Origin of the sequence: Pontimicrobium sp. IMCC45349 (assembly GCF_047219225.1) — a bacterium.
Classification (GTDB): Bacteria; Bacteroidota; Bacteroidia; order Flavobacteriales; family Flavobacteriaceae; genus IMCC45349.
On the sequence record NZ_CP178208.1, the window covers coordinates 1,982,149 to 2,003,606 of the forward strand.

The following is a 21,458-nucleotide window of genomic DNA, read 5'->3' on the forward strand; positions in this document are numbered from 1 at the left end:
ATGCACAACGGTCTTGTATAACCGTCAGTTACGGGATTAAAGATAATGTTTTTCGGTAAAGAACTGGCGTTAGCAATTCAGAGTGGATTCGGACGCAGTCGAATCCGCCGTAATTGCGGTTATACATTGTTGTAACACGTTTTTATTTTTTCGTTTTTATTAATTCAACATATTTTTCGTTAAATGAGTATATCAAAATTCCGATTATTAGAAAGATTGCTTTATTCAATATTTCAGTCAAATTAATTTCATCTCCTAAGGCGATTTTTAAAAGTTTAGCCAAGAATGAAATTCCGTGACTTAATATTAATATTATCGCCCAGATTTTAATTCCGATTTTCGCATTTTTATTTTTTGAGAAAATTAAGAACAATAAAATTCCTTGAATTGCAATAGGAAGAAACGCTATTAAATTTCCGCTTGATAGTCCATAAAAATTCCAACATAACAGTAGAATTATATATCCGATTAGAGAATATTCGAATGCTTTTTCCTTAAAAATTACTTTCTCCATTTAGTTTGGTCAAATGTGTTACAACGTATGTGTATACTCCCTAGGGAGTATATTTTTATTATATATACCTAGAAATTATTTCTAGTTTATGAGTATAAACTTACAAAATTGTAATTAAACTACTACTGAATCAGATTAATATATTTTTGATTAATTTTTGGAATCAAGAGGGTTTTTAATACTGCTAAAAGAACTTGTGGCAACATGGGTATATATCTCAGTTGTCTTTGTAGAGTTATGACCTAATAACAATTGTATGTGTCTTAAATCTGTGCCTGCTTCTAATAAATGAGTTGCAAAGCTATGCCTTAACATATGAGGAGTAACTCGTTTGCTTAATTTAGCATTAACACCAGCAGCACTTACTAATTTTCCAACACTATTCGCATGGTATTTTTCTCCAATTTGACCTTCAAATAGATAAGTTCGAGGTTTCCATTTTTTAAAATATACTCTTAAATCTTTAAGTGTGTTTTCTGATAAAATGGTGTACCTGTCTTTTTTGCCTTTGGCTGCTTCAATACGAATAAGCATTCGTTCGCTATCAATATCTGTTAGTTTTAAATTAATAAGTTCACTCCTACGTATGCCAGACGAGTAAAGTAAACTAACAATGCATTTATGTTTAATGTTATTGGTGTTATTAATAACCTTTAATACTTCGTTCTTCGATAGGACTATAGGAAGTTTTTTTTCTCTACGTGGACGCTCTATAGAGTAGAATCGGTTTGGCATACCTTGAACGACTTCATAATAAAATTTAATACTATTAATCGATTGGTTTATGAATGCATTAGAACGATTTTCATTAATTAAATGCGAAATATATTTTCTGACATCATTTTCATTAAGCGTATTTATGTCGTTAGTTTTATAATAATTTATAAATTTTTCAAAGCAACTAACATAATTCTTTATGGTGTTGTTTGAGTATTTTTTTATCTGAAGTTTTTGTAAATAAATTTCAGGGCAAGTTTTGTAGTTTGTTGGAGTATTACGGTTGTTAAACCAAGATATGTTTGTTGATTTATCCACATCTTTTGACCTATTTATTCCAAAGTAGTAATTCCCATTTATCCATGCTACACCTCTAAAAAGTTTAAAAACCTTGTCTAAATTTTCTTTGCTATAGGGTAAATAATGCATTTGGTATAATTCACTCCAAGCTATATTTGGTAATTCTCTAATTAAGGCATCTATTACTTTATGAGAAAAGTATTGTAGACCTATGCATTTATTTTTATTAATTGATAAATGCTTTAATGTGATGTTGTGAAGTCGATTCATAGCGTAGATTTTATTAAAGATAATCTTAAGAAATGTATAATCAGTATATTATCCGTATATTATCCGTATATTATTCGCATAATATTCGATAATATGATTTCTCAAAGAACATGTTTGCATTGTAAAAAAGAGTTGCAAGGTAGATCCGATAAAAAATATTGTGATGTTCACTGTAAAAGTTCATACCAATATGAAGAATCGAAAAAGGAAGAGCCAAGATTCTATAATAAAGTTGATAATCAGTTGAAGCTTAATAGAAAAATTTTAAAAGCTTATAATAAGGCTGGAAAAGCTACTGTGAGGTCAAAAATATTACTTGACGATGGATTTGATCCTAATTTTTTCACGCATTATTGGAAAAATCATAAAGGCAATGTTTATTTTTTTGTGTACGAATATGGTTTTTTAAAACATATAGAAAATAGTAAAGAAAAATATGTGCTAGTTATTTGGCAAGATTATATGGGGAAGTAAAGCATTTTTGAGTAAATTGCTTTGCAATATTTGTATAACAAAGTGAACACAAAACTGAACACGTTTTGGAACACGTTTTTACAAAAGTACAGCGGATGAGCCCAGTGTTTATGTTGAAAATTACACTGGAATGGAGCTCATAACCCGAAGGTCACAGGTTCGAGTCCTGTTCCCGCTACAACAAGCCAAATACGAAAGTGTTTGGCTTTTTTTGTAAGCAATATTTAAAATTTCACTTGTTCTTCTAGCTTTCTTTTTTTGTTATCAATGCCACTAATTATTAAGATGGTTTTTTATTTGAACTCTTTATAATATAGATTTAATAGATAATCTATAATGTTGTGTTTTTTTATGTTAATAGAAATAGAAAAACTAACCTATACAAAAGAAAGTAAATATTCTTGTATATATTGATATTATTGATTAGCTTTTATTTTGTACCTTAACATTTAATTAATTCATTTCTAAGTGAGATTATTAAAAGTTATTATATATGTTGCATTTATTTCAATAGTATCTGCACAAGAAAGACCTCCTATACAATCATATACTACTGATGATTATAGTGCTCAAAGTCAAAATTGGGCCATATCTCAAGATGAAAATAATGTTTTATATGTAGCTAATAATCAAGGTTTGCTAGTTTTTAATGGAGCAAATTGGGAATTATTCGCTTCTCCAAATGAGTCTATTATAAGAAGTGTTCATGTTGTTGGTGATAAAATATATACAGGCTGCTATATGGAGTTTGGCTTTTGGGAGAAAAATGTATTTGGTAAATTAGAATATAATTCATTGTCAAATAATGATCAAGTATCATTAATAGAAGATGAGCAGGTTTGGAATATATTGAATATTGATCAATGGGTGTTATTTCAAACTTTAAATAGAATTTATATTTATGACACTTTAAAAAAGACTTTTAAAATAATTAATTCCAATACTCGATTAACTAAAGTTTTTAGTGTTGGTAAAGAAATATATTTTCAAAAACTATTTAATGGGATTTATAAGTTAGAAAATGGTAATGAAACATTAGTTACTAATAATCCATTATTAATAGATAATATTATTGTAAATGTTTTTCAGCATAATGGAAAGTTACTTTTTCAAACTCAAAAAAAAGGATTTTACTTTTTGGAAGAAGGTTCTGTAATTAAATGGAAGATTCCAGCAGACAATTTACTTGACAATATAACTGCTTATAGTGGCATTCAATTAAAAGATAAGAGTTTTGTTGTTGGTAGCATATCTAGTGGGTTTATACATATTACTTCTTCTGGCGAGGTTAATTTTACAGTTAATCAAAGTAATGGGCTTAGTAACAATACAGTTTTATCATTATATGAAGATAATGATGAAAATATATGGCTAGCATTAGATAATGGAATTAATTGTATAAATATGAAATCTCCTTATCATTTATATAATGATATAAATGGTGAATTAGGATTCGTATATAAGTCAGAAATATATAAGGAAGTCTTATACTTAGGAACAAATCAAGGATTATTTTATAAAAAGAACAATTCATCAGATAAATTTAAGCTTGTTAAAGGAATGGAAGGGCAAGTTTGGGATTTAACTGTGATAAATAACGAATTGTTTTGTGGTCATGACAATGGAACATATATTGTTAGTGAAGGTATGGCCAATAAAATATCAAATATTCAAGGCACATGGAGTGTGAAAAATATACCAAATAATGAAAATCTTTTAATTCAAGGGAATTATTTAGGATTGTTTGTACTTCAAAAACAAGGTGCTTCTTGGAAGTATAAAAATAAAATTGAAGGTTTTGATATGTCATCAAGATACTTTGAGTTTATAGATGACAATAAGCTTATATTAAACCATGAATATAAGGGAGTGTTTGAATTAGAGATTAATGATGACTATACACAAGTTGTTAATGTAAAAAGGCAGAACTCTGTAGATAAAGGTATAAATTCTAGTTTAGTAAAGTATAATAATGAAATAATATATGCTTATAAGGAAGGTATATATAAATATGATTTAGAGCTTAATGAATTTGTTAAAGATTCTTTTTTAAGTAATGCCTATACAGTAGATGAGTATTTAACAGGAAAATTAGTTGTAGATAAGCATACAAATAAATTATGGAGTTTTACTAAAGATGATTTAATATATATAACACCAGGGAAATTATCCGATAATCCAGAAATTAATAAAATACCAATTCCTAATATATTGCAAAAAGGAAGTAATGGCTTTGAAAATATATTGCACCTTGGAAATGACAAATACTTATACGGCACTTCATCAGGATATTTTATTATAGATATTAATGAGAAAATTCATGCTACAGTTGATATAACATTAAACTATATTTCCAATTTTATTATAGATGAAGAAAGTATTTTGGTAGGCAAAACCTCTGCAGGAATGTTTAATAGCAATGCTAATAATTTGAAGTTTGATTATAGTATTGCTGAATTTGAAAAATATGTAGATTCAGAATATCAATACCAATTAATAGGATTGTATGATAATTGGAGCCAATGGTCTACAAATTCTAATGTGTTGTTCGAAAACTTACCTTTTGGAGATTATACGTTTAATGTTAGAGCAAAGGCGGGGAATAAAGTATCTAAAAATATTGAAACCTATAGTTTTACAATAGATAGACCATGGTACTTGTCTAATCTTAGTTTGGTGTTTTATTCTATTGGTCTACTATTAATTTTTATAGCAGTTCATAATCTATATAAGAGCTATTATAAAAAACAACGCAAGTCACTTATTGAGAAAACTCAAAGAGAATTAGAATTGTCAGAATTAGAAAATAAGCAAGAACTTATTAAGTTGAAAAATGAAAAGTTAAAGCAAGATGTAGAAAATAAAAGTAGAGAACTTGCAATTTCTACAATGAGTTTAATAAAAAAGAATGAGTTTTTAAATGATATTAAAAACGAGTTAAATAAAATTGGAGAAGGAAACAAAATTAAATCTGTTATCAGTATTATTGATCAAAATTTAAACAATACAGATGATTGGAATTTGTTTGAAGAAGCTTTTAATAATGCCGATAAAAACTTTTTGAAAAAAGTTAAAAAGAAACATCCGCAACTTACTCCAAACGATTTAAAGCTTTGTGCATATTTAAGACTTAATTTATCTTCAAAAGAAATAGCACCATTGCTTAATATATCTCCACGTAGTGTTGAAGTAAAGAGATATAGGTTGCGCAAAAAGATTAATTTACCACACGAAACAAGCTTAACAAACTATATTTTGGAATTATAGTATCACTACAAAGGCAGAAAACACCTATACATAACCACAACATTGACTAATTTAAGGTGTGTTTAGGTTATTTTATTCTTAAATTAAAATCCTCATTACTATTAAGTTGTATTGAGAATATGGTAAAATTTATTGGTTTTTTTTGCGATGTATGTTTTTTGTATAGGGCAATTTTAATTATTTCACAATTTGTTTGGATAATTTTAACTAAAATCAATTCAAACTATTTTTTATGAAACAAATACTCTGTACAATTTCATTAACATTTATGTTTATGTTTTCTATAAATGCACAAAACGTTGATGTTAATGGAACTGTAAAAGCAAGTTCAGATGGTGTTCCTTTACCTGGTGTAAATGTTTTAGTTAAGGACACATCAAAAGGAGCGGTAACAGATTTTGATGGTAATTTTACCATTAAAGATGTGCCTATTAATTCTATACTAGTAGTATCTTATTTAGGATTTAAAACAAAAGAAGTCACAGTAACAGGAAGTGATACATTACAAATCTTATTAGATGATGATACAGAATCTTTAGATGAAGTTGTTGTTATTGGTTATGGAACTAAGAAAAGAAAAGATGTTACAGGTTCGGTATCATTAGTGTCTTCAGAAACACTAGAAGAGTTAAAACCTGTAGATGCTAGTTTAGCATTACAAGGAACAACTTCTGGTGTAACAGTAAATGCGCCTTCTGGTTCTCCAGGAAGTACATTTAATATTTTAATACGTGGTGTTAGTTCAAATGGAAATAATCAACCACTCTTTATTGTAGATGGATATGAAGGTTCTTTGAATAGTATTAATGCAGACGATATTGAAACGATAACTGTACTAAAAGATGCTCAAGCTGCAATTTATGGAATTAAAGGAGCAAACGGTGTGGTACTAGTTACTACAAAAAGTGGTAGAAAAAATACAGCTCCAGTATTAACATATAATGTATATACTGGAATGCAAGAAACTACACGTACTTTACCTTACTTAAATGCTACCGAGTATGCTTTACTGTTAAATGAAAGTTATGCTGCTGATGGTCAATCAATACCTTTTCCAGATGTAAGTGGTTTAGGTGTTGGAACTGATTGGCAAGATGAATTATTCCAAACAGCATTTATGATAAATCATAATATTGGTTTGTCTGGTGGAGGCGAAAAAGTTACTTATTATTTAGGAGGTTCAAGATTAGAACAAGATGGTATTATTGCGCCAGATAAGTCTAATTATTTAAGAAATAATGTCAAGCTGAATTTAGGAGTTGATATTAGTGATAAATTTAAGGCAACAGTTAATGCTAATTATTTTGCCCAAGAAAGAGAAACAATTGCTGAGAATGGATTAGGGTCAGTTTTATTTAACGCATTAAATTATGCGCCAACATATTCAACAAATCAAGAAGATTTAACTGGGTTTTTAGGAAATGAAGTTATAAATCCATTATCTCAAATTAATAATACATATAATAGTTATTTTGGAAACTCTTTAGAGGGTAATTTCCAATTAGAGTACAAAGCCAACGATAATTTAAAAATCACTTCTAGAATTGGTTACAAAACTTATAGTGATAAATCAAAATCATTTTCTCCTATAGTTAATTATGGACCTGGAAAGGTATTTAATACAGATAGAAGTAGTGTAAGTCAATCTAGAACTGCAGCTAACTCATATACTTGGGAAACATTCTTAACTTATAATAGAACTTTTGCCGATTCACATAACATGACTGTTACTTTAGGTACAAGCGCACAAAAAAATTGGGGAGATGGTTTGTTTGCAACAGGTTATGATGTGCCTAATAATTCATGGCAATTTGCAGATATAAGTTTAGCAAATGGTTTAAGTGAGTCTTTAAACAATGGATCATATATTTATGATAATAGATTAACATCTTATTTCGGTAGACTAGAATACGATTATAATAGCAAATATTTATTGTCAGCTATGATTCGTAGAGATGCTGCTTCAGATTTTGCGCCAGAAAATAGAGTAGATTATTTTGCTTCTGCTACAGCTGGATGGAAAATTTCAGATGAAGAGTTTCTTCAAGATAACGAAACTATCAACTTTTTGAAATTAAGAGCTAGTTATGGAACATTAGGAAATAATGTTGGAGGAGATATTTTTAGAGCATTACTTTCAGGTGAAGCAACTTATGTGTTCGATGGAAGTTTAGTGTCTGGTGTTGCAACAGGTCAAATACCTAATCCAGAAGCAACATGGGAAGTTGCTGAGAAATTAGATATAGGACTAGATGCTAAGTTGTTTGATAATAAACTAGAAATAGTTGCAGATTATTTCTTAGAAGATAGGAATGACTTATTAATAGCAGGACTTCCAGTATCTGGTATATTAGGAACATCAGCTCCTGGAGGAGGAAATCCAACTGTAAATGCAGGAACAACTCGTAGTAAAGGATTCGAATTGTTATTAAGTTATAACGATCAATTATCTGGCGATTTTTCTTATGGAGTAAGTTATAATGTAACTAAAGTTAAAGGAGAAGTAATATCAATAAATGGTGATGTAATTCCTGAAGGAGGAAGCTTTGGAGTTGGGCAATTAGCACCTTCTAGAATGGAAGTGGGACAACCAATAGGTTATTTTTATGGACTACAAACAAATGGGATTTTCCAAAACCAAGCCGAAGTAGATGCGCACCCTTCGCAAGCAGCTTTAGGTTCTGCTGCTTCACCAGGTGATATTAGATATGTAGATACAAACGGAGATGGGGAAATAACATTTGATGATAGAACATACATTGGAAAGCCACAAGCAGATTATTACATGGGATTAAATCTTAATTTTAAGTATAAGAATTTTGATTTCACAACCTATATGTATGCTGAGGTTAATAAGGAAATGGTACGTAATTATGAACGAGATCAGCCTAATGTAAATAGACTAAACTTATATCTAGATAGATGGACAGGTGAAGGAACTAGTAATACAGTTCCAAGAACTACAGTAGGTTCTTCAACAAATAAATTGTTTTCAGACTTCTTTGTAGAAGATGCTTCTTTTTTAAGAATACAAAACATCCAATTAGGATATTCTTTACCAGATGCTTTAATAGAGCAAATAGGTCTGTCAAAAGTAAGAGTTTATGCCTCAGTTAATAATGCATTTACATTTACAGAATACAAAGGATATGATCCTGCAGCTACCACTGGACAAGCTATAGGAGGGGGAATTGATTATGGTTTTTATCCAGTGTCAAGACAGTTTATTTTAGGACTTAACCTTAAATTTTAAAAAAAAATCAAAATGAAAAAATATAAAAACATAGTAAGAACAGTAGTGCTATTTTCAGTAGCTGTTTTTGGAATATATTCTTGTTCTGATGATTTTCTAGATGAAGTTAATACATATAGTATAGATTCTGAAAATTATTTCAATTCAGAAGACGATTATTATAATGCTCTTGTTGCTGCATACGATATGTTACAATCTACATATGTAAATGTAATGTTAGGAGAGATTGCTTCAGATAATACTTTATGTGGAGGGGAAAGCGCTACTGATGTAATTGGTTTTCAGCAAATAGATGATATGATACATACACCAGTAAATAGTAATTTAAGAGATGTGTGGAATTGGATGTTTGCAGGAGTTAATAGAGCAAATTATATTTTAGAGTTTCAAGATAAAACCGACTTTGAAGGAAAAGAAGTGATAATTGCTGAAACACGTTTTTTAAGAGCTTATTATCATTTTGAATTAGTTAAGTGGTTTGGAGGTATTCCTTTAAAAGGAGATCAAAGATTTCAATTAGGTGATGAGTTGTCGATTCCTAGATCTTCAAAAGAAGAAGTATACGCACTTATTGAAGAAGATTTACAGTATGCAATAAACAATTTATCATATACAGCACCTCAAACAGGTAGAGTTACCAAGGGGTCAGCACAAGCTCTACTAGGTAAAGCTTATCTGTATCAAGATAAATTTAATGAGGCGGCAAATGTTTTAGAAAATTTAATAATCAATGGACCATATGATTTAGTAACAGATTACGATACAATATTTGAAAGTGAAGGAGAAAATGGTATAGAATCAGTTTTTGAAGTACAGTATACTGATGTAGAAGGTGCAGGATTTGATTGTTTACAGTGTAGTGAAGGTAATGTTGCTGTTGGATTCAATGGAATAAGAAATTATTCTGGACCAATGTTTGACTCAGGATTTAGTTTTAATGTACCAGTACAGGAAGTAGTAGATGCTTTTGAAGAAGGTGATTTAAGAAAGGATGTAGCTATTTTAGATATAGAAGCTTGGGCTGCAGAAACAGGAGCAACTTTTAGCACTGGATTTGAGCATACAGGATATTATAATAGAAAATATATAGCTCGACAAGGAGACTTAAATACAGGAGATCAAAATCTAACAAATCCAAATAATTATAGAGCAATTCGTTTTGCAGATGTATTACTAATGGCTGCTGAAGCATATAACAGAGGAGCGATAGATGATACCAAAGCACAGTTATACTTAAATAGAGTTAGAGAAAGAGCTTTTGGAAATAATAATAACGAGATTTCATTGACAGGAACTGCACTTACTGAAGCAATTTACGATGAAAGACGTGTTGAGTTAGTAGGTGAAGGACATAGGTTCTTTGATTTAGTTAGAACGGGAAGAGGAACAGAAATAGATGGTTTTACTCCTGGAAAACATGAATTATTCCCAATACCAATTGAAGAAATTCAATTTTCAAATGGTAATTGGTCACAAAACCCAGGATATTAAAAAAATAAACTATGAAGAAAATAAAATATTTAATTAGCTTTTTGCTTATTACAGCTTTTATCATTGGCTGTACTGAGGATGATGATAATACTAGATTTGTAGATGATATCGCTGCACCAACTAATGTTTCAGCATCAGTTAGTGTAACACAAGATAATACAGGTTTAGTTACAATTACTCCTTTGGGAGAAGGAATGGTTAATTTTGAATTAGACTTTGGCGATAATTCAGAAGGTTCAGGAGTAATTCAACCAGGTGATAATGTAGACCATATTTATGAAGAAGGAACATACACATTAGAGATAACAGCCAATGGTTTAAATGGTCTAAAAACAGTTGTTAACCAACAGCTAATAGTGTCTTTCCAAGCGCCACAAAATTTAGTAGTTAGTATTGAAAATGATTTAGTAGTATCAAAACAAGTTAATGTAACTGCTACAGCAGATTTTGCATTGTCATATGATGTTAGCTTTGGAGACCCAAATAATACAGTGTTATCTGCTAATATAGATGAAGGAGTCTCTTTTATTTATGAAGATGCAGGTACATACACAATTACAATTACTGCTTATAGTGCAGCTATTGAAACAACTACTTATACTGAGGAGTTTGAAGTAACAGCTATTTTACAGCCATTAGCTTCTGCACCTACTCCACCAAATAGAGCAGAAGAAGATGTGATTTCAATATTCAGTACTGCTTATAATGATGTTCCTGATACAGATTATTTTCCTGATTGGGGACAAGCTAGTCAGGGTAGTGGTTGGGCTTTATTTGATTTAGGAGGAGATGAAATGTTACAATACACTAACCTAAGTTATCAAGGTATTGCTTTAGCAGATGGAACATCAATAGATGTGTCAAATATGGAATCACTGCATTTAGATGTTTGGACAGCTGAAGCTGTTACAGATATAGAAGTGTCTTTAATTAATAATGCTTTAGGAGTAGTAACAGAAGCGCCAGTGACAATTTCTTTAAATGAAAATGATTGGACTAGTATAGAAATTCCAATTTCAGATTATGTAGATCAAGGTCTAACAGTTAACGAAATTTTTCAATTAAAATTTGTTGGTACTCCTTGGGCAGCTGGAACAGTTTTTATAGATAACATATACTTTTGGAAAACTCCTTCTGGTACTCCAACTGGTATAGCAGGTACATGGAAGTTATCTAATACTGCAGGAGCTTTAGGAGTAGGGCCATCAGTTGGAGATATAGGTTGGTGGAATTGTGATGATGTTTGTGTCGCAGATAGAGCATGTTACTATGATGATTTATATGTTTTTAACGAAGACGGAACATTTAGTAATGTTTTAGGAACAGATACTTGGGTTGAAGGTTGGCAAGGAGGAGCAGATGGATGTGGAGCACCTATTGCGCCACATGATGGTTCTAATGCTGCAACTTATGTATATGATTCTGGTGCAGGAACTGTAACATTAAATGGAGTAGGAGCTTATTTAGGATTACCAAAAGCTGTTAATACAGGGGAGTTAACTAATCCAGCAGATGCACCTGCATCTGTTACTTATAACGTTACATTATCAAACTTTGATACAGAAATGATGGTGTATATCGAAGCTGGCGCTGGTGTGTTTTGGCAGTATCATTTTGTAAAAGAAGGTGCTGCACCTTCACCTTTAGCTGGAACTTGGCAAATGGCTCAGGAAGCAGGAGCTTTAGGAGTAGGACCATCAGTTGGAGATATAGGTTGGTGGAATTGTGATGATGTTTGTGTTGCAGATAGAGCATGTTATTATGACGATCAATATGTTTTTGGAGCAGATGGTACATTCAATAATATTTTTGGCTCTGATACTTGGGTTGAAGGATGGCAAGCTGGAACAGATGGATGTGGAGCACCCGTTGCACCACATGATGGATCAAATGCAGCAACATATTCTTTTGATTTAGGTACTGGTCAGTTAACCTTAAACGGTGTAGGAGCTTTTATTGGTTTACCAAAAGCAGTTAATACAGGAGAATTGACTAACCCTGCAGATGCGCCTGCATCTGTTACTTATAATGTTGTGTTTATTGATGATAATACAATCAATGTGTCTATTGAAGCTGGAGCTGGAGTTTTCTGGCAATATAAGCTAGTTAAAAATTAATATATGTATAATATGAAAAATTTAAAATATTTATTTGCATCACTTTTGTTTATAGCTTTTGTTGCTTGTCAAGATGATGATGCCAGTTTTGGGAATGTTGTAGCACCATCAAATGTTACAATTACAGCCGAAATTGTTGGTCAGGATGCTGATAACCCATACGGAGATGGTAGTGGTTTTGTTAATTTTACTGCAACTGCTGATAATGAAATTACATATCAATTTAATTTTGGAGATGATAGATCTGGTGTGTCTCCAAGTGGTGAAATTCAACATAGGTTTACTAATGTAGGAGTGAATGCCTATACGGTAGTTGTTAATGCAGTTGGAGCAGGAGGAGTATTGTCTAGTGCAACAATTGAGATAGAAGTATATAGTTCATTTACAGACGTTGAAGCTGAAAATTTTCTTGCAGGTGATAATGTAGGAGATTCTAAAACATGGTATTGGGCAGCTAACCTTCCATTACATGTTGGTTTAGGGCCTGTAGAAGATGATTATGGAAATGGAGAATTTGCGTATGAAGCATGGTGGAATGGGATACAACCATTTGATCCTGAAAAGTCATGTATGTATACAAATGAATTTGTTTTTTCAAGAACTAACGACGGAATTACATTTGAACAAACTGTAGGTCCAGCTTTTGTACCAGGTGCTTATGCTAGTGTTATTGGAGTAGATGGTGATGTTTGTCATGGAGATGATGTAATTCCAGATATGTTTGGAGTTAAAAATGTATCGTTTTTACCTTCTACATCTTTAGCAGCTTTAGAAGGGTCATATAATGAGCAGCCTTATAGACAAACTAGTTTTGAAATTTCAGATGGTGGTTTTATGGGTTGGTATGCAGGTTCTGTTACATACGATATTATATCTATTAGTGATACGGAGTTGCATGTTAGATTTATTCAAGAAGGAGGCGGTTTTGCTTGGTATGCTAAATACCAAACACAAAACCCTTACGAAGTTGATAATTTCCCTGATTTAATATGGTCTGATGAATTTGATACAAATGGAGCACCAGATGCTGCCAATTGGACTTACGACCTCGGAGCAGGAGGTTGGGGTAATGGAGAAGAACAAACCTATACCAATGAGGCAAGTAATGTAATTGTACAGGATGGAAGCTTGATAATTACTGCTGTAAATAATGGTGGTAATTATACATCTGCAAGGTTAAAGTCAGAAAATTTATTCGAATTTACTTATGGTAGAGTTGAGGTAAGGGCAAAGTTACCCGCTTCTCAAGGAACATGGCCTGCAATATGGATGTTAGGGGCTGATTTTGATACTATTGGATGGCCTTTTTGTGGTGAGATTGATATCATGGAACAAACAGGTCAAGATAAAAATACAATTTTAGGAACATGCCATTGGTTTGATAACGGTACGAATGCAAATGCTAGTTATGGTGAAACTACACCATTAGCTACTTCAACCTCTGAATTCCATGTGTATTCTTTAGAATGGACTGAGGAATCTGTGAAGATATTTGTTGATAACGTATTGTATTACACATTGGCAAATAACCCTGACTTACCTTTTTATGATAGAGATTACTTCTTAATTCTAAACATTGCTATGGGAGGTACGTTAGGAGGAGCTATCGATCCAGGATTTACTTCAGATACTATGGAGATTGATTACGTAAGAGTTTATCAATAAAAACAATTAAGCAAAGAGATGAGTTATTAGTTTAATTTATCTCTTTGCTTATAAAAAATAGCAGATTAAAAATATTTAATGCTTTACTATACCATAGTAAAGCAAGATTTGAGCTTAAATATAAATGAATACTACTGAACAAATTTATATAGGAAATACTAAGTCTTTTATTAAAGAAAGAGAAGTTATAGGAGAACATGTTTTATTAAACAATGAAATGTTTTATAAAATTACAAATGTAGACACTATACGTCCTTTTTTTATGAGTATTGTAAGTAACTCTAATCATTGGATGTTTATTTCTAGTAATGGAGGATTAACAGCAGGGAGAAAAGATAGTAATACCGCGTTATTTCCGTATTACACAGATGATAAGATTACAGAATCTGAAGATGTTACTGGAACAAAAACACTATTCCGAGTTCAAAAAAATGGTAAGGTTTTTTTATGGGAACCATTTTCAACTTTGTATAAAGGAGTTTATAATACATCAAGAAATTTGTTCAAGAATAAATTTGGAAACAAAATTGTTTTTGAAGAAATAAATCATGATTTAGGCTTGACATTTGTTTTTGAATGGAATTCAAGTAACATATATGGATTTGTAAAAAAATCTAAGTTGATTAATCATTCTAAAGAGTTAATTAATGTTTCAGTTTTAGATGGTTTACAAAATATTTTGCCATATGGAGTTGGAGAAGATTTACAAAAAGCAAGCAGTAACCTGGTTGATGCTTATAAAAGAAATGAGTTAATATCGGAAACAGGATTAGGAATTTATGCTTTAAGTGCAATTATCGTTGATAAAGCTGAACCAAGTGAGGCTTTAAAATCAAATATTGTTTGGTCTACTGGGTTAGAAAATCCAACCTATTTATTATCATCACTTCAAGTAAGTAATTTTAGAAAAGGTTTAGTCCTAAAGCAAGAGTTGGATATTAAAGCTGAAAAAGGAGCTTACTTTGTAAGTTTTAAACATACGTTAAATCCTAATGATGAGAAAAAATGGAGCTTAATCGCTAATGTAAATCAATCCGTTTCTAATATTATTGAGCTAAATGAAAAAATAAGAAATACTCAAGATTTTACTTCTGTTTTACAACAAGATATTGATAAGGGAACCAATCATTTAATTCAACTAGTAGGAGCAGCTGATGGTATTCAGTTAACAGCCGATAAGCTTAGAAACTCAAGGCATTTTTCTAATACCATGTTTAATATCATGCGCGGAGGTATTTTTGATGATAATTATACTATTGAAAAATCTGATTTTATAAAGTATATAGCTAATGCTAATAAAAAAGTTTATAAAAAGAAAACTGCCCTATTAAGTAATTTACCAGAAAATTTTTCTGTTAATTATATTAAACAAATTGCTTCAGGTGACGAAGACAAAAATTTTAAGCGTCTTTGTATTGAGTATTTACCATTAAAGTTTAGTAGAAGGCATGGAGACCCAAGTAGACCTTGGAATAAATTTTCTATTAATACGAGGAGTGAGGTTGATGGGTCTAAAATCTTAGATTACGAAGGTAACTGGAGAGATATTTTTCAAAACTGGGAAGCTTTAGCACATTCATATCCAGAATTTATTGAAGGAATGATTCATAAATTCTTAAATGCAACTACTTTCGATGGATATAACCCTTATAGAGTTACAAAAGGAGGCTTTGATTGGGAAACAATTGAACCAGATAATCCTTGGTCGTATATTGGTTATTGGGGAGATCATCAAATAATTTATTTGCTTAAATTTTTAGAGTTTATTGAGCAACATTACCCTCAAAAACTAAATGAATACTTTACACAAGATTTATTTGTGTATGCAAATGTTCCTTATAGAATTAAGAGCTATCAAGAAATATTAAAAAACCCTAAAGATACTATTGTATTTGATCATGAAAATGAAGAAAAAATCCAACAAAAGAGAGAAGAATTAGGTGTAGATGGGGCTTTATTAAGAGATCAAAATTACTTTATATGTAAGGTTAATTTTATTGAAAAAATTTTAGCAACAGTACTAGCTAAGATGTCTAATTTTATACCTGAAGCTGGAATTTGGATGAACACTCAAAGACCAGAATGGAATGATGCAAATAACGCATTAGTTGGGAATGGAGTATCCATGGTAACTTTATATTACTTAAGAAGGTTTTTAGCGTTTTTTGAAAATGTAATAGATAAATCTGAGGTTGCAAAAAATGTTGTTTCTGAAGAGTTAGCAGTGTTTTTTAATCAGGTAAATGACACCCTTGAAAATCATAAAGATGTTTTAATCGATAATATTTCAGATAAGGATAGAAAAACAATTCTTGATGGTTTGGGTGTTTCAGGTAGTACTTATAGAAATAAAATATATAGTGAGCGATTTTCTGGCAATCAACAGCAAATTACAAAAGAGGAATTGCTTTCATTTATAAAAATTTCATTAGCGTACATTGACCATTCAATTATTGCAAATAAAAGAGAAGATAACTTATACCATGCCTATAATTTAATGACGGTTAATAATGATAAAGTTTCTGTTTCTTATTTGTCAGAGATGCTAGAAGGTCAGGTTGCTGTGTTGAGTTCTGGTTATTTATCTTCTAAAGAGGCGTTGTCGGTTTTAAATAGCTTAAAGTCTAGTAAATTATTTAGAGAAGATCAGTACAGCTATATTTTATATCCAAATAAAGAACTACCAGGGTTTTTAGAAAGAAATAATATACCAAAAGAAAGTATAGCTTCTTCTAAACTTTTAACAGCGTTGGTTAATAATGGAAATACACAAATAGTTGTAAAGGATTGTTTAGAAGGCTATCATTTTAATGGTGATTTTAATAACGTAGAAAGTTTAAAATTTGCTTTAAACGAACTGCCTGAAAAATATAATGAGCTAAAAGAAAAAGAATCAGAATTATTGTTCGAAATCTTTGAAAGCATATTTAATCATAAAGCATTTACAGGAAGATCAGGTACATTTTATGGCTATGAAGGATTAGGCTCTATTTATTGGCATATGGTGTCAAAACTTCAACTGGCAGTACAAGAAGTTACTTTAGATGCAATTGAAAAAAATGAAAGCCCTGAAGTGATAGGAGAACTATTCGATCATTATTTTGAAATTAATGAAGGAATTGGAGTAAATAAATCTCCAAGACTATATGGAGGTTTTCCAACCGATCCATATTCTCATACACCTTTTACTAAAGGAGTGCAACAACCAGGAATGACAGGTCAGGTAAAAGAAGATATTTTAAGCAGATTCGGTGAATTAGGTGTTTTAGTGAAAAATGGAGAGATTCATTTCAACCCAAAAATACTTAGAAAAGAAGAGTTTTTAAAAAAATCAAGAGAGTTTAAATATGTGAATGTATTAGGTGAATTCACTTCTATTACTCTTGAAGAAAATATGTTAGGGTATACTTATTGTCAAATACCTGTAGTGTATTCACAATCAGGAAAAGAATCTATCGAGGTTTACTATAATGATGGGTTATTAAAAAAGTTTGACTCATTGTTTTTAGATAAAGAAACTAGTAAATCAATATTTGAAAGAAATAATAGTGTACAAAGTATAATAGTATCAATAAAGAAATAGGAGTTATATGTCAAATGTGTCAAAAAGAATAGTGTTAATAATGATTATTGCAGCTTTGGCATCGTGTAATTCAACAGGAAAAAAACAAAAGAAAGTTAAGTCAATGATAGCATCCGAAATATTAGGGAATCCAGATTATTTAGCTATTTCTTATGGTGGTTATAGAACTAATACAAGAAATAATCAACCAAGTGTTGCAGAGCTAAAAGAAGACATGAGAATCCTTGAAGCAGCAGGAATTAAAGTATTAAGAACATATAATTTGCAGTTAGCCCACGCTTCAAATGTTTTAAAAGCTATTGATGAATTAAAAAAGGAAGATAGTAGTTTTGAAATGTACGTAATGTTAGGTGCTTGGATAGATTGTAAAGACGCTTGGACAAACCATCCCAATCACGACTTAGAAGATGAGGTTAATAATACATCTGAAATAGAAAAAGCAGTGCTGCTTGCTAATCAATACCCAGAAATTGTAAAAATTATAGCTGTTGGAAATGAGGCAATGGTAACTTGGGCTACTAGTTATTTTGTAAAACCTAGTGTTATTTTAAAATGGGTAAGCCATTTACAAGGTTTAAAGAAGGAAGGGAAGCTTTCTAAAGATGTTTGGGTTACTACTTCTGATAATTTTGCTTCTTGGGGAGGAGGAGATACTAGTTACCATAATCAAGATTTAGAAGCTTTATATAAAGCAGTAGATTATGTTTCCATGCATACATATCCAATGCATGACACACATTATAATCCTGTGTTTTGGGGAGTTTTACCTGATGAAGAGAACTTGTCAAAAGAAGATAAGATTAAAGCTTCAATGGATAGAGCAAAAGCCTACGCAATTTCACAATACGATAGTGTGAAAAAGTATATGAGCAGTTTAGGGATAAATAAACCTATTCATATTGGAGAAACAGGTTGGGCAAGTTATTCTAATGGTTTTTACGGACAAGGTGAGGCAAATGCAACCGATGAATATAAAGAAGCGTTGTTTTACAAGGCCATGAGAGATTGGACTGCTAAAGAAGGTATGTCTTGTTTTTATTTTGAAGCTTTTGATGAAAATTGGAAAGATGTTCAAAACCCAGGAGGTTCCGAAAATAATTTTGGACTTTTTACAATCGACGGGAAGGCTAAATATGCTTTATGGGATTTAGTTGATAAAGGTGTATTTGAAAATTTAAAGAGAAACGGCAATCCTATTACTAAAACTTATAATGGAGATGAAACATTATTATTAGAAGAAGTTACTGTGCCTTATACCAAAGTATTGCAAGAACATTAAAACCTTTAAAATGAAACTTAAAAATATATTTATTTATCCTTTGCTTGCAGTGTTACTTATTTGTTGTAATACAAAGGAAGAACATGTTGTAAAAGTTTCTGAACGTCAAATATTGGTCAATAATACTCCTTATGTAATTAAAGGGGTTTGCTATCATCCAGTACCAAAAGGGAGCCCTAATAACAGGAGTTTTACCTCTTTAACAGAGGATATACTTTTAATGAAAGAAGCAGGCATTAATACTATTAGAGTGTATGCTCCAATAGAAGAAAAAGAAGTGTTAGATGAATTAGCCGAGGCTAACATTAGAGTAGTAATTGGTTTTGGGTATGATCAAAACGGTTATTATGATATTGTTTCAGGATCTTTTATCAACTATGTAAATAAATATAAACACCATAAAGCAATTTTACTTTGGGAGCTTGGTAATGAATACAATTATCATCCAGAGTGGTTTGAAGGAGATATAAAAAACTGGTACAAGGCTATGAATGATGCAGCAGCTTTAATTCATAAAAACGACCCTAATCATCCAGTAACAACTGCACATGGTGACTTGCCTGATTCATTAGCATTAAAACTATCTCCAAATATTGATGTTTGGGGAATGAATGTATACCGTTGGGATAAACCTGGAACTATTTATAAAGAATGGGAAGTTGTAAGTAGCAAGCCAATGTATTTGTCTGAGGCAGGTGGAGATAGTTACATGACAATAGCAAAAGATGGTTATAAAGCAGGTGAAAATCAAAAAGCACAAGCAGATGCTAATGAAAATATATTAAAAGAGGTGTTTGCTAACAGTCATATAGGTTCTGGAGTTACATTGTTTTCATTTACAGATGGTTGGTGGAAAGCAGGGAATAACGATAAGCAAGACCCTGGAGGTTGGGCTCCAAACAGTAGTGGTGTACCTTACGATGGTTCTCCTAATGAAGAGTATTGGGGAATTGTTGACATTGATAGAAATAAAAAACAAACGTTTGATATAGTTAAGAAAGCATTTAACAATTCAACCAAGTAACTTTTATTAAAGATGATAAAAAAAATAGGATTTATACTAATAATTTTCTTGACAATGAATGCTTGTAATACAGATAAAAATCTGAATGTTGAAGTATATGAAACTTCTGTTAATGGTAATAAATTGAAGAAAATAACCGAGTTTTCTAAAAGTGAATCAAAGACTGAAATTAGAGTGTTGCCAGAACAGGAATTTCAAACAATTACTGGCTTTGGAGGTTCATTTACAGAATCTTCAGCATATTTATTAAATAAGTTAAGTAAGGAGAATAGAACTAAAATACTAAAAGCATATTTTTCTGAGGAAGGAGCAAATTACACACTTACAAGAACGCATATTAGTTCCTGCGATTTTTCATTAAATAATTATACATATGCTCCTGTGGCAGATGATATGTCTTTAGAAAACTTTAGTATAAAAGAAGACAAAGACGATTTAATACCAATGATTAAAGATGCAATGGAAATTTCAAAAGATGGTTTTAATATCATAGCATCACCTTGGTCTGCACCACCTTGGATGAAAGACAATAATGCTTATGTTGGCGGAAAATTATTGCCAAAATATAATGACAGTTTTGCACTATTCTTTTCAAAATACCTAGAAGCCTATAAAGCCGAGGGAATTAATATTTGGGGAATTACTCCTGTTAATGAACCTCATGGAAATGGTGATAATTGGGAGAGCATGCATTTTTCTCCAGAAGAAGAAACCAATTTTGTACAGCATCATTTAGGGCCATTATTAGAAAAAAATGGTTTTGACCATGTAAATATTTTAGGGTATGATCAAAATAGAGATGGCTTAAAAGAATGGGTTGATGTTATGTATAAAGATGAAGCAGCATCAAAATATTTTGACGGTACTGCTATACATTGGTATGAAAGTACTTATGAAGTATATCCTGAAGCATTACAATATGCACATAATAAAGCACCAAATAAATACTTAATTGAAACTGAAGGCTGTATAGATTCAGAAGTTCCTAAATGGCAAGACGATGCATGGTATTGGAAAAAAGAAGCAACAGACTGGGGATATGATTGGCGTGAACCAGAAAAGAAATATTTACATCCAAAATATGCACCTGTAAATAGGTATGCAAGAGATATTATTGGTTGTTTAAATAATTGGGTTGATGGATGGGTAGATTGGAACATGGTATTAGATACACAAGGTGGTCCAAATTGGTTTGAAAATTGGTGTGTTGCACCTGTAATCGTTAAACCAGAAACTAACGAGGTGTATTTTACTCCAATATATTACACATTAGCACATTTTAGTAAATATATTAGACCAGGTGCTAAACGTATTGGTTTTACACATACAGATAAAGAATTGATGGTTACTGCAGCAAAAAATCTAGACAATACTATTGCTGTTGTTGTTTTTAATCAAGGAGAAAAGAAAAAAAGTTTTTCATTAAGCCTTGGTGATACTATGGTTGATATTAGTATTAATCCTCAAGCTATTCAAACAATAGTGATTCCAATCAATAAATAGA

The 21,458-nt window shown here is 31.1% G+C and carries 12 protein-coding genes; 10 read left to right on the forward strand and 2 right to left on the reverse strand.

Going from position 1 to position 21,458, the window contains the following annotated elements:
* Positions 1 to 142: 142 nt before the first annotated feature.
* Both ACLII3_RS09230 and xerA read right to left on the reverse strand, forming a co-directional pair.
* Positions 143 to 514 (reverse strand): hypothetical protein, encoded by a 372-nt coding sequence (locus ACLII3_RS09230; protein WP_412983944.1) that lies wholly within the window; start codon positions 512 to 514, stop codon positions 143 to 145.
* 150 nt (positions 515 to 664) lie between these two features.
* The gene (gene xerA / locus ACLII3_RS09235; RefSeq protein ID WP_412983945.1) at positions 665 to 1,801 is read right to left on the reverse strand and encodes a site-specific tyrosine recombinase/integron integrase; all 1,137 of its coding nucleotides are present in this window, start codon (positions 1,799 to 1,801) and stop codon (positions 665 to 667) included.
* A 93-nt stretch (positions 1,802 to 1,894) separates the two neighbouring features.
* Between xerA and ACLII3_RS09240 the strand changes: the two genes are divergently transcribed.
* From ACLII3_RS09240 to ACLII3_RS09285, 10 genes are all read left to right on the forward strand, one after another.
* Positions 1,895 to 2,275 carry a hypothetical protein gene (locus ACLII3_RS09240; RefSeq protein ID WP_412983946.1) on the forward strand — a complete coding sequence of 127 codons (381 nt, stop codon included), beginning with the start codon at positions 1,895 to 1,897 and terminating at the stop codon, positions 2,273 to 2,275.
* Between the two features lie 468 nt (positions 2,276 to 2,743).
* Positions 2,744 to 5,542, forward strand: coding sequence for a triple tyrosine motif-containing protein (locus tag ACLII3_RS09245; protein ID WP_412983947.1), 2,799 nt, complete (start codon positions 2,744 to 2,746; stop codon positions 5,540 to 5,542).
* A gap of 232 nt (positions 5,543 to 5,774) precedes the next feature.
* Positions 5,775 to 8,795 (forward strand): SusC/RagA family TonB-linked outer membrane protein, encoded by a 3,021-nt coding sequence (locus ACLII3_RS09250; RefSeq protein ID WP_412983948.1) that lies wholly within the window; start codon positions 5,775 to 5,777, stop codon positions 8,793 to 8,795.
* A 12-nt stretch (positions 8,796 to 8,807) separates the two neighbouring features.
* On the forward strand, positions 8,808 to 10,286 hold the full coding sequence (locus ACLII3_RS09255; protein ID WP_412983949.1) for a RagB/SusD family nutrient uptake outer membrane protein: 1,479 nt from the start codon (positions 8,808 to 8,810) through the stop codon (positions 10,284 to 10,286).
* Positions 10,287 to 10,297: 11 nt separating this feature from the next.
* Complete coding sequence (locus ACLII3_RS09260; RefSeq protein ID WP_412983950.1) at positions 10,298 to 12,403, forward strand: hypothetical protein; 2,106 nt, start codon at positions 10,298 to 10,300, stop codon at positions 12,401 to 12,403.
* A gap of 12 nt (positions 12,404 to 12,415) precedes the next feature.
* A complete protein-coding gene (locus tag ACLII3_RS09265) occupies positions 12,416 to 14,068 on the forward strand; it encodes a family 16 glycosylhydrolase (protein WP_412983951.1) in 1,653 nt (550 codons plus the stop codon).
* A 124-nt stretch (positions 14,069 to 14,192) separates the two neighbouring features.
* Entirely contained in the window at positions 14,193 to 17,651 is a 3,459-nt protein-coding gene (locus ACLII3_RS09270) for a hypothetical protein (protein WP_412983952.1), read from the forward strand.
* A 40-nt stretch (positions 17,652 to 17,691) separates the two neighbouring features.
* Positions 17,692 to 18,930 carry a glycosyl hydrolase family 17 protein gene (locus ACLII3_RS09275; RefSeq protein ID WP_412983953.1) on the forward strand — a complete coding sequence of 413 codons (1,239 nt, stop codon included), beginning with the start codon at positions 17,692 to 17,694 and terminating at the stop codon, positions 18,928 to 18,930.
* Positions 18,931 to 18,940: 10 nt separating this feature from the next.
* A complete protein-coding gene (locus tag ACLII3_RS09280; protein WP_412983954.1) occupies positions 18,941 to 19,954 on the forward strand; it encodes a glycoside hydrolase family 2 TIM barrel-domain containing protein in 1,014 nt (337 codons plus the stop codon).
* A gap of 54 nt (positions 19,955 to 20,008) precedes the next feature.
* Positions 20,009 to 21,457, forward strand: a complete 1,449-nt coding sequence (locus ACLII3_RS09285) for a glycoside hydrolase family 30 protein (protein WP_412987910.1) — start codon at positions 20,009 to 20,011, stop codon at positions 21,455 to 21,457.
* The last annotated feature ends 1 nt before the right edge of the window (position 21,458 follow it).